We start from the raw sequence: 14,448 nt of genomic DNA, 5'->3' as shown, positions 1-14,448 counted from the left end.
GGGTCACCGTGGGTGGGGCTTCGCCGGACGGAGCCGCCGGGGGCGGGGCCGCCGGACGAGTTGGTGCGGCGGAGCCGGGAGGCGGATTCCTCGCGGGCGGGGGACCAGGTGGACCCGTGGCGGAGGACGAGCGGCTGGCCCGGGCGGCGCTGACCCGGCTGGTGGAGCCCGGCGACGAGACTGTGGGGCGCTGGCTGCGCACCTTGGGGCCGGTGGCGCTGTACCAGGCACTGACCGGCGGGGCGCCGCCACCGAAGGGCGCTTCCCGGGAACGGCTGGCCGGCTGTGCGCTGCGCGCGCAGGGACTCGATCCGGCTGCGGACCTGGCGGCGGTCGGGCGGCTCGGCGGACGGTTCGTCTGCCCGGGCGAGCTGGACTGGCCCCAGCAGCTGGACGACCTACGGGACGCCCGGCCGATCGGGCTGTGGGTGCGGGGCGCACCGTCCCTGCGGTTGTGGGCCCTGCGCTCGGTCGCGGTGGTGGGGGCGCGGGCCTGCACGGACTACGGCGCGCACGTCGCTGCCACCCTCGCGGCCGGGCTCGCCGAGCGCGGCTGGGTGGTGGTGTCCGGCGCGGCGCACGGGGTGGACGCCGCCGCGCACCGGGGCTCGCTGGCAGCCGGTGGGGCGACCGTCGCGGTGCTGGCCTCCGGGGTGAACCTGCCCTATCCACGCGCCCACGCCGCGCTGATCCAGCGCATCGCGGAGCAGGGCCTGGTCGTTGCCGAGCTGCCGCCCGGAGCCCATCCGACCCGCGGCCGCTTCGTCCTCCGCAACCGGGTCATCGCCGCGTTGACCCGGGGAACGGTGGTGATCGAGGCCCAGTACCGCAGCGGTTCGCTGGTCACCGCCCGCCGCGCGCTGGCGCTGGGGCGCGCCACGATGGGCGTACCGGGCCCCGTCACCAGCGGTCTGTCCGCCGGGGTGCACGAGCTGCTCAGGGGCGAGGCGGTGCTGGTCACCGACGCGGCCGAAGTGGTGGAGCTGGTGGGCAGGATCGGGGAGCTCGCCCCGGCGCGCCGAGGGCCGCTGGTCGCACGCGACACGCTGAACCCCGTGACGGCACGCGTGCTGGAGGCGTTGTCGGCACAGGGCGGCAGTGCACCGTCCGACGTGGCCCGGGAGGCGGGGACCAGCCGCGAAGAGGCGCAGCAGCGACTCCATGAGCTGCTCGTCCTGGGATTCGTCGAACGGAAGGGCGACAGCTGGCAGTTGAGCCGTATCAACGGCGATGACGGCGCCGTACGACGAGGCAATCCATCGATTTGGGGCAATCGGGTGAAAGAGTTGGGGCGATGACCGTATCCGCACACCAAACCGACATTCCTCGCTTACGGCGGGACTCTTGCCATGTCATGTCAGCGAAGTGGTCGACAGGAGCGGGTCCGCTCGACCATCCCACCCCCTTCACAGCAGAACGGCTCAAGGCGACGAATGCCCCAGCACACCTCCGGGTCTGACCGCACGGCAGCGGCAACCGCTGACGACGCCGGCACCGTGCGCCCAGCCGCCCCCGCCACCCTCGAAGAGCTCTGGCGGTCGTACAAGGCCACCGGTGACGAGCGACTGCGGGAGCAGCTGATCCTGCACTACTCCCCGCTGGTCAAATACGTCGCCGGCCGGGTGAGCGTCGGCCTGCCGTCCAACATCGAGCAGGCGGACTTCGTGTCCTCGGGCGTCTTCGGCCTGATCGACGCCATCGAGAAGTTCGAGCCGGAACGGGCCATCAAGTTCGAGACCTACGCCATCACCCGGATCCGCGGCGCCATGATCGACGAACTCCGGGCGCTGGACTGGATCCCGCGCTCGGTCCGCCAGAAGGCCCGTGAGGTGGAGCGCGCCTACGCCAGGCTGGAAGCCGCCCTGCGGAGGACCCCGTCGGAGGCGGAGGTGGCCGCCGAGATGAACATCGGGCTCGATGAACTGCACGGGGTTTTCAGTCAGTTGTCGCTGGCGAACGTGGTGGCGTTGGAGGATCTGCTGCACGTCGGCGGGGAGGGCGGCGAGCGGCTCAGTCTGATGGACACCCTGGAGGACACCGCCGCCGACAACCCCGTCGAGGTGGCCGAGGACCGCGAGCTGCGCAGGCTTCTCGCCCGGGCCATCAACACCCTCCCCGACCGGGAGAAGACCGTCGTCACCCTCTACTACTACGAGGGGCTCACGCTCGCGGAGATCGGGCAGGTCCTCGGGGTCACCGAGAGCCGGGTCAGCCAGATCCACACCAAGTCGGTGCTCCAGCTCCGCGCGAAGCTGGCCGACGTCGGACGCTGAATCGTCCCTCCGTCCCCGGCTCGCCCCGCCTCTTTCGTACAGTGTTCATGTGCCCAGGATTCGAGCGGCCTCAGTAGCCGAGCACCGGACGATGCAGCGCGCTGCCCTGCTGGACGCTGCCCGGTCGTTGCTGTCGGAAGGCGGTACGGAGGCATTGACCTTTCCCGCCCTGGCCGAGCGCACCGGGTTGGCGCGCTCCTCCGTCTACGAGTACTTCCGCTCCCGGGCCGCGGTGGTCGAAGAGCTGTGTGTCGTCGACTTCCCGGTCTGGGCCGCCGAGGTGGAGGCGGCCATGGACCGCGCCGGCACCCCCGAGGGCAAGATCGAAGCGTATGTCCGGCAGCAGCTCGCCCTCGTCGGCGACCGCCGCCACCGGGCCGTGGTGGCCATCTCCGCGGGCGAGCTGGACGCCGGGGCCCGCGAGAAGATCCGCGCCGCGCACGGCGGGCTGATCGTCATGGTCGTCGAAGCTCTCGGCGCTCTCGGCCACGACCAGCCCCGGCTCGCCGCGAACCTGCTGCAGGGCGTGGTGGACGCGGCCGTGCGCCGGATCGAACTCGGCGCGGCCGAGTCCCCGGAGCGCATCACCGAGGCCGCCGTCACCATGGCGCTCCGCGGCGTACGGGGCTGACGCGGGTCGATCTGGAAGACCTCCGGACGGGGGGTGGACGCCCCGGCTCGCCACTCACCCACCGCTCCCTTCGGGTTCCGGGATCCCGAAGACCGGCAGCAGCCGGGAAGGCCCGCCGCGGAGCATCGCCGGCGGCAGCAGGGACAGCGGATCCAGATAGCGGTCCGCGCGCCGCAGCCCCCAGTGCAGACAGCCGGCCGGGCAGTGGAAGGGGCCGGCCGCCACCGAGCCCACCACCTGCCCGGCGGCCACCCGGTCGCCCTTGGCCACCGCGGCCCGCACCGGTTCGTAGGTCGTCCGCAGCGGCGGGTCCCCGCTCCCGGCGATTTCCACGGAGACCACTCCCCGTCCGGCCACCGTCCCGGCGAACACCACCCGGCCCGCCGCCGCGGCCCGCACCGCGGCGCCCGGCCGTGCGGCCAGATCCACCCCGCGGTGCCCCGCCGCCCACGGTTGCGGCGGTGGATCCCAGGCCCGCAGTACGCGGGGGCGCGGGGCTCCGGCCGCGCCCGCCACCGGCCAGGCCCGCTCCCCCTCGTTGGGGGGTCGCGCCGGGGGTCGCGGTGACGGCCGCGGACCGGCGCTCGGCGCCCCCGCCCCGACGCCGCGGGTCACCGTCCTGGACGTCCCCGGGTCGGCGGTCCGCCTCCCCACCATGAGGCCCGGTGCCTCCAGGCGGTCCGGCTGCCCGGGGGCGAGGGGCTCCCGGAGTGCCGTGGGGTTCCCGAGGCCGGTCGGCTCTCCGGGGCCGGTGGGCCTTGCGGGACCGATCGGCTCCCCACGACCCGTGGACTCCCCAGGGGCGACGGACTCCCCGGGGGCGCTGCCCGGCAGCGGGCGCTCCAGGGAGGCGGACCGCGCCCGAGGCGCTGACGGACGCTCCTGCCGAGCCCAGGTCCACACCCCCGAGGAAGGGATCGCCACGCAGACCGCCAGCAGGCCGGCGGCCAGCCTCCCCGCCACCGGCACGGCCACCCCGGCCCGGCCCGATCGACCCCGTCCGGAGGGACCGGGCAGCCAGCCCGGCCACCGCCACCACGCCGGCCGGGCCCGCCACCACCGTGGGAGGGCTCCCCACCACCGTGGCCGGGCCCGCCGCCACTGCGGACGGGCCTGCCACCACCCCGCTCGGGCTCCCCACCACCGTGGCCGGTCTCCCCACCACGGTGGCCGGTCGGTCAACCACCGCGGTGGACGTCCCCACCTCGGCGGGCGGAACCCGCGCCAGTCGCCCGCGGGACGGCGCCACCGCAGGGTGCGCCCTCCCCCGGACGGGCCCGTCGCCCGGGGCCCGGTCGGCCCGGTCGGCCGGCGGATGAGTCGTCGCAGGCCCGTCAGCGGGGCCGTGTCCGTTCGCGTTGTGTGCTGTCGCATGGCCCAACCGTGACGCGCGGTAGTGCCACTCGGGGGATCTTGTCCGAGATCTGGGGACAACTCCCGGGTTGTGGATATCGCCGTCACCCGGCACCGCACCCGTCCCGTACACTTCTTATGGCGATCCGGGTCACCGGGTCGACTTCGCACGCCCCGCCACCGATGCATCAGCCCCTCGGGCAGCTCGGTGGCCGCGTCTCTCGGTCCTCGGAAGGTCCTCCGGCTTCCCGTGGCAGGCACGCGGGGGCGTCAGGAGCGGCGGCCGCCCGGCCGTCGCGGAACCGAGTACCTCAAGGAGTACGGCCATGGCCGTCGTCACGATGCGGGAGCTGCTGGAGAGCGGCGTCCACTTCGGGCACCAGACCCGCCGCTGGAACCCGAAGATGAAGCGCTTCATCTTCACCGAGCGCAACGGCATCTACATCATCGACCTGCTCCAGTCGCTGTCGTACATCGACCGCGCCTACGAGTTCGTCAAGGAGACCGTCGCGCACGGCGGCTCCATCATGTTCGTCGGCACCAAGAAGCAGGCCCAGGAGGCCATCGCCGAGCAGGCGACCCGGGTCGGGATGCCGTACGTCAACCAGCGCTGGCTGGGCGGCATGCTCACCAACTTCTCCACCGTCTACAAGCGTCTGCAGCGCCTCAAGGAGCTCGAGCAGATCGACTTCGAGGATGTGGCCGCCTCCGGCCTCACCAAGAAGGAGCTCCTGGTCCTCTCCCGCGAGAAGGCCAAGCTGGAGAAGACCCTCGGTGGTATCCGCGAGATGCAGAAGGTGCCGAGCGCCGTCTGGATCGTGGACACCAAGAAGGAGCACATCGCGGTCGGCGAGGCCCGCAAGCTCCGCATCCCGGTGGTCGCCATCCTGGACACCAACTGTGACCCGGACGAGGTCGACTACAAGATCCCGGGCAACGACGACGCGATCCGCTCCGTCACCCTGCTCACCCGCGTGATCGCCGACGCCGTCGCCGAGGGCCTCATCGCCCGCTCCGGTGGTGCCGGTGAGGGCAAGGGCGAGAAGGCCGCCGGCGAGCCGCTCGCCGAGTGGGAGCGCGACCTGCTCGAGGGCGACAAGAAGGCTGAGGAGCCGGCCGCCGAGAAGCCGGCCGAGGCGCCCGCCGAGGAGGCCCCGGTCGCGGAGGCCCCGGCCGCCGAGGCCGAGCAGGCCTGACGCCCACCTCGTGGTTGTCGACGGCGGGGGCAGGAGCCCCCGCCGTCCACCCGTAGAGCATCGAACCCGAGACTTTCGAGAAGAGATTCACAGACCATGGCGAACTTCACCGCCGCTGACGTCAAGAAGCTCCGTGAGCTCACCGGCGCCGGCATGATGGACTGCAAGAAGGCGCTGGACGAGGCCGAGGGCAACGTCGACAAGGCCGTCGAGCTGCTGCGCATCAAGGGCCAGAAGGGTGTGGCCAAGCGCGAGAGCCGCACTGCCGAGAACGGCGCCGTCGTCTCCCTGATCGCCGACGACAACTCCGCCGGTGTGCTGCTGGAGCTCAAGTGCGAGACCGACTTCGTCGCCAAGGGTGAGAAGTTCGTGGCCGTCGCCGAGGCCCTGGCCGCCCACGTCGCCAAGTCCTCCCCGGCCGACCTGGAGGCGCTGCTCGCCTCCGAGATCGAGGCCGGCAAGACCGTCCAGGCGTTCGTCGACGAGGCCAACGCCACGCTGGGCGAGAAGATCGTCCTGGACCGCTTCGCGCAGTTCACCGACGGCTACGTCTCCGCGTACATGCACCGCACCAGCCCGGACCTGCCGCCGCAGGTCGGCGTCCTGGTCGAGCTGGACAAGGAGAACGCCGAGGTCGCCAAGGACATCGCGCAGCACATCGCCGCCTTCGCGCCGAAGTTCCTCTCCCGTGAGGACGTCCCGGCCGAGGTCGTCGAGAACGAGCGCCGTGTCGCCGAGGCCACCGCGAAGGAGGAGGGCAAGCCCGAGGCTGCCCTGCCGAAGATCGTCGAGGGTCGCGTCAACGGCTTCTTCAAGGAGAACACGCTGCTCGCGCAGCCGTTCGCCAAGGACAACAAGAAGACCGTCGAGAAGGTGCTGGCCGAGGCCGGCGTCTCGCTGAAGCGCTTCCAGCGCATCCGCGTCGGCGCCTGAGCCCAGCAGGGCAGCGAATGAGGTACGGCCCCGCTAGGGTCGTACGCAGCCAGCCGTCAACCGGTCGGCCGCAGATGTGACGAGGAGGCCATTGCCGTAGAGGTCGAAGACCCATCCGGCAGTGGCCTTCTTCGTATGTGCACGAGGAGATCTCCAATGAATCAGGGCGCGGACGCCACACCAGCCGCCGACGTCAAGCCTGCCGACGGCACCAGCAAGCGCCGTCGGTTTCTGCTGAAGCTGTCCGGGGAGGCGTTCGCCGGCGGTGGCGGACTCGGCGTCGATCCCGACGTCGTCCACGCCATCGCCCGTGAGGTCGCCGCCGTGGTGCGGGACGGAGCGGAGATCGCCATCGTGATCGGTGGCGGCAACTTCTTCCGCGGCGCCGAACTCCAGCAGCGCGGCATGGACCGGGCCCGCTCGGACTACATGGGCATGCTCGGCACCGTGATGAACTGCCTCGCCCTCCAGGACTTCCTGGAGAAGGAGGGCATCGACTCGCGGGTCCAGACGGCCATCACCATGGGCCAGGTCGCCGAGCCGTACATCCCGCTCCGGGCGGTCCGCCACCTGGAGAAGGGCCGTGTGGTCATCTTCGGCGCCGGCATGGGCATGCCGTACTTCTCCACCGACACCACCGCGGCTCAGCGTGCACTGGAGATCGACGCCGAGGCGCTGCTGATGGGCAAGAACGGCGTGGACGGGGTCTACGACTCCGACCCGAAGAGCAACCCGGAGGCGGTGAAGTTCGACGCCCTGGGGTACGGCGAGGTGATCTCCCGGGACCTCAAGGTGGCCGACGCCACCGCCATCACCCTGTGCCGCGACAACAAGCTGCCGATCCTGGTCTTCGAACTGCTCGCCGAGGGCAATATCGCTCGCGCGGTCAAGGGTGAGAAGATCGGCACGCTTGTGAGCGATCAGGGCACCCGGGTCTGACGGCACCGTCACCCGGCGTGCCGGACAGCTCGTTACGGGGATGGACAACGGCCTGCCGGTCGGACACCGTGCAGGTAGACGCACGCAGGGGCGAGGCTCTGCTTACTGATAACACCAGGAGCAAGTGGTGATCGAAGAGATCCTCCTCGAGGCCGAGGAGAAGATGGAGAAGGCCGTCGTGGTCGCCAAGGAGGACTTCGCCGCGATCCGCACCGGCCGTGCGCACCCGGCGATGTTCAACAAGATCGTGGCGGACTACTACGGGGCGATGACGCCGATCAACCAGCTGGCGTCCTTCTCGGTGCCGGAACCGCGGATGGCCGTGGTGACCCCGTTCGACAAGAGCGCGCTGCGCAACATCGAGCAGGCGATCCGCGACTCGGATCTGGGCGTCAACCCGAGCAACGACGGCAGCATCATCCGAGTGGTGTTCCCGGAGCTCACCGAGCAGCGCCGCAAGGAGTTCATCAAGGTCGCCAAGGGCAAGGGCGAGGACGCGAAGATCTCGATCCGCAGCGTCCGCCGCAAGGCCAAGGAGTCGATCGACAAGCTCGTCAAGGACGGCGAGGTCGGCGAGGACGAGGGCCGCCGCGCGGAGAAGGAGCTCGACGACACCACGGCGAAGTACGTGGCCCAGGTGGATGAGCTGCTCAAGCACAAGGAAGCCGAGCTGCTCGAGGTCTGATGAACGACTCATCCTGGGGGGCTCCGCCACGCGCCGGATACCGGGGCCCCACCGACCAAGGGTCCGCCATATCGGCGGGTCCCGCGCACACCGTGGGCGAAGCGGCGCAGACTCGCCCCATGCCCATCGTGCCCGACGCTGGCGGAGACCAGGACGATCGTGACCGGGGGGCCGCTCGGCCGAGCGGCCCCCCGTACCGCGATGAGCCGGGGCCCGCGCACCGGCCGCACCAGCGACCCGCCGAGCCGTCCTCCGCACCCGGCACCGCGCCGGCGGCGGAGTCCGAGCCGGCACCGGCCGCACCCGCCAAGAAGAGCGCGGGCCGCGATCTGCGGGCCGCGATAGGGGTCGGCGTCGGACTGGGCGCGGTCATCGTCCTGTCGCTCTTCGTCTACAAGCCGGTCTTCCTCGGCGTGATAGCGCTGGCGGTGGTGGTCGGGCTGTGGGAGCTGACCTCGCGCCTCGCCGAGCGCAAGGAGATCAGCGTCCCGCTGATCCCGCTGGCGGTCGGCGGCGTGGCCATGGTGGTGGCCGGCTATCTGCGGGGTGCCGAAGGCGCCTGGGTGGCGGTGGCGCTGACCGCGCTGGCGGTGCTCGTCTGGCGCATGACGGAGCCGCCGGAGAACTATCTGCGGGATGTCACGGCCGCCGTCTTCGCCGCGTTCTACGTGCCGTTCCTGGCCACCTTCGTGGCCCTGATGCTCGCCGCCGACGACGGACCGCGGCGGGTACTCACCTTCCTGGTGCTGACCGTGGTCAGCGACACCGGTGCCTACGCGGTCGGCTGGCGCTTCGGCAAGCACAAGCTCGCCCCCCGCATCAGCCCCGGCAAGACCCGCGAGGGGCTGCTGGGGGCCATCCTCTTCGCGATGATCGCGGGCGCTCTGTGCATGCAGTACGCCATCGAGGGCGGAGCCTGGTGGCAGGGCGTGCTGCTGGGTCTCGCGGTCGCCGTCAGCGCCACCCTGGGCGATCTGGGCGAGTCCATGATCAAGCGGGACCTCGGCATCAAGGACATGGGCAAGCTGCTGCCCGGGCACGGCGGGATCATGGACCGGCTGGACTCGCTGCTGCCCACGGCCCCCGTGGTCTGGCTGCTGCTGGTGGTCTTCGTCGGCCAGGGATAACCTCCGCGGCCTGCGGTTTCTCCTACAGGAGCCCGCCGTCCCGCCCCTCCGCGGCCCCTCGGGCGCGGAGGGTGCCTCGGGGCGGCGGGCTCCTGCCGTCGCGTCTGCGACACTGGGAGGACCATGCCTAAGCCCGGAGAACTCACCTTTGTCGCGCCGCGCGGGGCCAAGAAGCCCCCGCGGCACCTCGCTGATCTCGACCCCGCCCAGCGCCGCGAGGCGGTCGCCGCCATCGGCGAGAAGCCCTTCCGCGCCAAGCAGCTGTCGCAGCACTACTTCGCCCGGTACGCCCACCAGCCGGCGCAGTGGACGGACATCCCGGCCGCGTCCCGCGAGAAGCTGGCGAGCGAACTGCTGCCGGAGCTGATGAGCGTGGTCCGGCACATCTCCTGCGACGACGACACCACCCGCAAGACGCTGTGGCGGCTCTTCGACGGCACCTTGGTCGAGTCGGTGCTGATGCGCTACCCGGACCGGGTGACCATGTGCATCAGCTCGCAGGCGGGCTGCGGGATGAACTGCCCGTTCTGCGCCACCGGTCAGGCCGGGCTGGACCGCAACCTGTCCACCGCCGAGATCGTGCACCAGATCGTGGACGGTATGCGGGCGCTGCGGGACGGCGAGATCCCGGGCGGCCCGGCCCGACTGAGCAACATCGTCTTCATGGGCATGGGCGAGCCGCTGGCCAACTACAACCGCGTGGTCGGCGCCATCCGCCGGCTCACCGACCCCGAGCCGGACGGCCTGGGGCTGTCCCAGCGCGGCATCACCGTCTCCACCGTGGGCCTGGTCCCCGCGATGCTGCGGTTCGCCGACGAGGGCTTCAAGTGCCGGCTGGCGGTGTCGCTGCACGCGCCCGACGACGAGCTGCGGGACACCCTGGTGCCGGTCAACACCCGCTGGAAGGTCCGCGAGGTGCTGGACGCGGCCTGGGAGTACGCGGCCAAGTCCGGCCGCCGGGTGTCCATCGAGTACGCCCTGATCAGGGACATCAACGACCAGGCATGGCGGGGCGACCTGCTGGGCCGGCTGCTGAAGGGCCGCCGGGTCCACGTCAACCTGATCCCGCTGAACCCCACCCCCGGCTCCCAGTGGACCGCCTCCCGGCCGGAGGACGAGCGGGCCTTCGTCGCGGCGCTGGAGTCGCACGGCGTACCGGTCACCGTCCGGGACACCCGGGGCCAGGAGATCGACGGCGCCTGCGGACAGCTGGCGGCGGCCGAGCGCTGAGTCGCGGCCGGTCGCCCCGTCCCCAGGCCCGAAGGGGCTCACGGGGGAGGGCGCGGCCGGCTGCTGATACGGTGCATCCGCACAAATGAACATTCCGACAGGGGAGCGCACACAGCGCTGAGAGTGCGGCACGGCCGCAGACCCTCGGACCTGATCCGGGTCATACCGGCGTAGGGAGTCAGCCTCATCATGAACACCAGGCTTCGGCGTGCCATCGGTGCCGCCGCACTGGGCACGCTCACCCTCGGCACCCTGGCCGCCTGCGGCAGCTCTGCCGACAAGAGCGGCGACAAGAAGACCGTGACCCTGGTCAGCCACGAGTCGTTCGCGGTCTCCAAGTCCGTACAGCGGGAGTTCGAGAAGGAGACCGGCTACAAGCTGAGGATCCTCACGAGCGGGGACGCCGCGGTCGCCGTCAACAAGGCGGTGCTCACCAAGGGCCGTCCCGAGGGCGACGTCCTCTTCGGCGTGGACAACACCCTGCTCTCCCGCGCCCTGGACAACGACCTGTTCACCCCGTACGCGGCCAAGGGCCTGGACCGGATACCGGAGCAGCTGCGGCAGGACGGGGACAAGCACCGGGTCACCCCCGTCGACACCGGCGACATCTGCGTCAACTACGACAAGAAGTACTTCGCCGACCACAAGCTCGCCCCGCCGCGGACCTTCGTGGACCTGGTCAAGCCCGCCTACAAGAACCTGCTGGTCACCGAGAACGCCACCACCTCCTCACCCGGTCTGGCCTTCCTGCTGGGCACCGTCGCCGAGTACGGCGAGCAGGGCTGGCAGGACTACTGGAAGAAGCTCAAGGCCAACGGCGTCGAGGTGGTCGACGGCTGGGAGCAGGCGTACAACGACCGGTTCTCCGGCTCCTCGGCGGGCAAGAAGGCCCACGGCGACCGTCCGCTGGTGGTCTCCTACGCCTCCAGCCCACCGGTCGAGGTGCTGTTCGCCAAGCCGCAGCCCAAGGAGGCCCCCACCGGGGTGGCCACCGGCACCTGCTTCCGGCAGATCGAGTTCGCCGGACTGCTCAAGGGCGCGCCGAACGAGGCGGGCGGCAAGGCACTGCTGGACTTCCTGATCAGCAAGCGCTTCCAGGAGGACATGCCGCTGAAGATGTTCGTCAAGCCGGTCGTCGAGGACGCCGCGCTGCCCGAGCTGTTCACGCGGTTCGGCGCCACCGCGGACCACCCCGGCACCCTGCCGCCCGACACGATCGCCAAGAACCGCGATCCGTGGGTCAAGACATGGTCCTCCCTCGTTCTGTGAGCACGCCCGCCGGGAAGACCGCCGCCCCGTCCCCCGCGGTGCCCCCCGTGCGGCGCCCGCGCGATCGGCGCGGTGCGGCGGTGCGCTGCGGCCTGATGGCCGTGCCGGTGGTCTTCCTGGCGGTCTTCTTCGGCTACCCGGTGGCGGTGATCACCGCCCGGGGGCTGAAATCCGAGGGGCACTGGCACCTGGGGCGCCTCACCGAGGTGGTGACGGACCCGGACGTCCTGCACGTCCTGTGGTTCACCACCTGGCAGGCCGCCGCCTCCACCGCGCTGACCCTGGCCCTCGGACTGCCCGGCGCCTATGTCTTCGCCCGCTTCGCCTTCCCCGGCAAGCGGTTGCTGCGGGCGGTGGTGACGGTGCCGTTCGTCCTGCCCACCGTGGTCGTCGGCACCGCCTTCCTGGCCCTGCTGGGCCGCGGCGGACTGCTGGACGAGCTGTGGGGCGTACGGCTGGACACCACCGTGTGGGCCATCCTGCTGGCACACGTCTTCTTCAACTACGCGGTGGTGGTCCGCACCGTCGGCGGGCTGTGGGCCCAGCTCGACCCGCGCCAGGAGGAGGCGGCCCGGGTGCTGGGCGCCGGCCGCCTCGCCGCCTGGCGCCGGGTCACCCTGCCCGCGCTGGCCCCCGCCGTCGCGGCCGCCGCGCTGATGGTGTTCCTGTTCTCCTTCACCTCCTTCGGTGTCGTCCAGATCCTGGGCGGACCGCACTACGCCACCTTGGAGGTGGAGATCTACCGGCAGACCGCGCAACTGCTCGACCTGCCGACCGCCGCGGTGCTGACCCTCGTACAGCTCGCCGCGGTGGCCGCGCTGCTGATGGTGCACGCCCGGACGGTGCGGCGCCGGGAGAGCACGCTGCGGCTGGTGGACCCGGCGCTCACCGCGCGCCGCCCCAGAGGCCCCGGCCAGTGGGCGCTGCTGGGCGCGGTGCTCGTACAGATCGCCTTGCTGATCCTGCTGCCGCTGGGCGTCCTGGTGCGCCGCTCCTTCGAGGGGCCGGACGGCTACACCCTCGACTACTACCGCGCCCTCGGCTCGGTCCCCGACAGCGGCAGCGCGTTCCTCACCCCGCCGATCGACGCCATCGGCAACTCGCTGCGCTACGCCGCGGTGGCCACCTTGATCGCCCTGCTGATCGGCGGCCTCGCCGCCGCCGCGCTGACCCTCGGCGGCAAGCGGGGCGGCCGACTGGTGCGCGGCTTCGACGCGCTGCTGATGCTGCCGCTGGGCACCTCCGCCGTCACCGTGGGCTTCGGCTTCCTGATCGCACTCGACGAACCGCCGCTCGACCTGCGCGCCTCCTGGCTGCTGGTGCCACTGGCCCAGGCCCTGGTCGGAGTGCCCTTCGTGGTGCGGACCATGGTGCCGGTGCTGCGAGCGGTGGACCACCGGCTGCGGGAGGCCGCCGCCGTCCTGGGCGCCGCCCCGCTGCGGGTCTGGCGCGAGGTGGACTTGCCGCTGGTCGGACGGGCGCTGGGCATCGCGGCGGGCTTCGCGTTCGCCGTCTCGCTGGGCGAGTTCGGCGCCACGGTGTTCATCGCCCGCCCCGACAACCCGACGCTGCCGGTGGCGGTCGCCCGCTTCCTGGGCCGGGCCGGCGACCTGAACTACGGGCAGGCGATGGCCCTGAGCACCATCCTGATGCTGGTGTGCGCGGTCTCGCTGTTCGTACTGGAACGGATCAGAACCCAGCATGCGGGGGAGTTCTAGATGGCGATGCTGCGCCTGGAGCAGGTGACCGTGCGCTTCGGCGGGCGGGCGGCGCTGGACGCCGTCGACCTGGAGGTCGCCGAACACGAGACGGTGTGCGTACTGGGCCCCAGCGGCAGCGGCAAGTCCACCCTGCTGCGGGTGGTGGCCGGACTCCAGCACACGGACGCCGGGCGGGTGCGGCTGGCCGGCCAGGACATGACCGGCGTACCCACCCACCGCCGCGGCGTGGGACTGATGTTCCAGGACCACCAGCTCTTCCCGCAGCGCGATGCCGGCGCCAACGTCGCGTTCGGCCTGCGCATGCGCGGCATGCCGCGCGCCGAGCGGGACCGCACCGTGGCCGAGCTCCTGGACTTGGTGGGGCTCCCCGGTGCCCAGCGCCGGGCGGTCGCCGCGCTCTCCGGCGGTGAACAGCAGCGGGTCGCGCTGGCCCGGGCCCTGGCCCCGCGCCCCAGCGTGCTGATGCTGGACGAACCGCTGGGTCAACTCGACCGCGGGCTGCGCGAGCGGCTGGTGGTCGAGCTCCGCAGGCTCTTCGGCAGCCTGGGCACCACGGTGCTGGCGGTCACCCACGACCAGGGCGAGGCGTTCGCGCTCGGCGACCGGGTGGTGGTGATGGACCAGGGGCGGATCGCGCAGACCGGCACCCCGCTGGAGGTGTGGCGTCGGCCCGCCTCCGAGTTCGTGGCCCGCTTCCTCGGTTTCGACAACGTGGTCGAGGCGACGGTGCACGGTGCGGTGGCCGACACGCCCTGGGGCAAGGTGCCGGTGCCCTCCGACACCCCCGCGGGCCCCTGCCGGCTGCTGGTCCGCCCCGCGGGGGTGCGGCTGGTGCCCGAGCGGGAGGGACTGGGCTGCGAGGTGGTGGCCCGCACCTTCCGCGGCGACCATGTGGTGCTGATCCTCCAGCCGCCCGGCGCGCCCCGTCTGGAGGCCACCTGCCCGCTCCGCACCGCCCCGGAGAGCGGCGCACGGGTGGGCGTGGCCTTCGACGCGGACGAGGTGGTGCTGCTCGCGGCCTGACCCCGGACCCACCGCCATCGGGGAGCGGACGCGGTCCGGCGGCGGACCCGGGGTACGGGGCACGGGGC

The 14,448-nt window shown here is 71.9% G+C and carries 13 protein-coding genes and 1 riboswitch; of the genes, 12 read left to right on the top strand and 1 reads right to left on the bottom strand.

Going from position 1 to position 14,448, the window contains the following annotated elements:
* Positions 1-8 precede the first annotated feature (8 nt).
* From dprA to E4099_RS18075, 3 genes are all read left to right on the top strand, one after another.
* Entirely contained in the window at positions 9-1,298 is a 1,290-nt protein-coding gene (gene dprA, locus E4099_RS18085) for a DNA-processing protein DprA (protein ID WP_135340123.1), read from the top strand.
* Positions 1,299-1,433: 135 nt separating this feature from the next.
* Positions 1,434-2,273, top strand: coding sequence for an RNA polymerase sigma factor WhiG (gene whiG / locus E4099_RS18080; RefSeq protein ID WP_135340120.1), 840 nt, complete (start codon positions 1,434-1,436; stop codon positions 2,271-2,273).
* 91 nt (positions 2,274-2,364) lie between these two features.
* A complete protein-coding gene (locus tag E4099_RS18075) occupies positions 2,365-2,904 on the top strand; it encodes a TetR/AcrR family transcriptional regulator (RefSeq protein WP_135340122.1) in 540 nt (179 codons plus the stop codon).
* A 54-nt stretch (positions 2,905-2,958) separates the two neighbouring features.
* Here E4099_RS18075 and E4099_RS35215 read toward each other — a convergent pair whose 3' ends face one another.
* Positions 2,959-3,333, bottom strand: coding sequence for a M23 family metallopeptidase (locus E4099_RS35215; RefSeq protein ID WP_386389887.1), 375 nt, complete (start codon positions 3,331-3,333; stop codon positions 2,959-2,961).
* A gap of 1,250 nt (positions 3,334-4,583) precedes the next feature.
* Between E4099_RS35215 and rpsB the strand changes: the two genes are divergently transcribed.
* From rpsB to E4099_RS18025, 9 genes are all read left to right on the top strand, one after another.
* The gene (gene rpsB, locus E4099_RS18065) at positions 4,584-5,453 is read left to right on the top strand and encodes a 30S ribosomal protein S2 (RefSeq protein ID WP_135340118.1); all 870 of its coding nucleotides are present in this window, start codon (positions 4,584-4,586) and stop codon (positions 5,451-5,453) included.
* A 96-nt stretch (positions 5,454-5,549) separates the two neighbouring features.
* The gene (tsf, locus tag E4099_RS18060; RefSeq protein WP_135340117.1) at positions 5,550-6,386 is read left to right on the top strand and encodes a translation elongation factor Ts; all 837 of its coding nucleotides are present in this window, start codon (positions 5,550-5,552) and stop codon (positions 6,384-6,386) included.
* A gap of 156 nt (positions 6,387-6,542) precedes the next feature.
* On the top strand, positions 6,543-7,325 hold the full coding sequence (gene pyrH / locus E4099_RS18055) for a UMP kinase (protein WP_135340116.1): 783 nt from the start codon (positions 6,543-6,545) through the stop codon (positions 7,323-7,325).
* 127 nt (positions 7,326-7,452) lie between these two features.
* The gene (frr, locus tag E4099_RS18050; RefSeq protein WP_135340115.1) at positions 7,453-8,010 is read left to right on the top strand and encodes a ribosome recycling factor; all 558 of its coding nucleotides are present in this window, start codon (positions 7,453-7,455) and stop codon (positions 8,008-8,010) included.
* On the top strand, positions 8,010-9,137 hold the full coding sequence (locus tag E4099_RS18045) for a phosphatidate cytidylyltransferase (RefSeq protein ID WP_135340114.1): 1,128 nt from the start codon (positions 8,010-8,012) through the stop codon (positions 9,135-9,137). Before frr ends, E4099_RS18045 begins: the two co-directional genes overlap by 1 nt.
* Positions 9,138-9,260: 123 nt before the next feature.
* On the top strand, positions 9,261-10,367 hold the full coding sequence (gene rlmN, locus E4099_RS18040; protein ID WP_135340113.1) for a dual-specificity RNA methyltransferase RlmN: 1,107 nt from the start codon (positions 9,261-9,263) through the stop codon (positions 10,365-10,367).
* An 89-nt stretch (positions 10,368-10,456) separates the two neighbouring features.
* A riboswitch (TPP riboswitch) is annotated at positions 10,457-10,561 on the top strand.
* Complete coding sequence (locus E4099_RS18035; protein ID WP_135340112.1) at positions 10,557-11,636, top strand: thiamine ABC transporter substrate-binding protein; 1,080 nt, start codon at positions 10,557-10,559, stop codon at positions 11,634-11,636. It overlaps the preceding riboswitch by 5 nt.
* A 95-nt stretch (positions 11,637-11,731) precedes the next feature.
* Complete coding sequence (locus E4099_RS18030) at positions 11,732-13,354, top strand: ABC transporter permease (RefSeq protein WP_209446649.1); 1,623 nt, start codon at positions 11,732-11,734, stop codon at positions 13,352-13,354.
* The gene (locus E4099_RS18025; RefSeq protein ID WP_135340111.1) at positions 13,355-14,380 is read left to right on the top strand and encodes an ABC transporter ATP-binding protein; all 1,026 of its coding nucleotides are present in this window, start codon (positions 13,355-13,357) and stop codon (positions 14,378-14,380) included.
* The last annotated feature ends 68 nt before the right edge of the window (positions 14,381-14,448 follow it).

The sequence above is a fragment of the Streptomyces palmae genome (genome assembly GCF_004684805.1).
Taxonomy (GTDB): domain Bacteria; phylum Actinomycetota; class Actinomycetes; order Streptomycetales; family Streptomycetaceae; genus Streptomyces; species Streptomyces palmae.
This window is presented reverse-complemented; position numbering and strand designations above follow the sequence as displayed.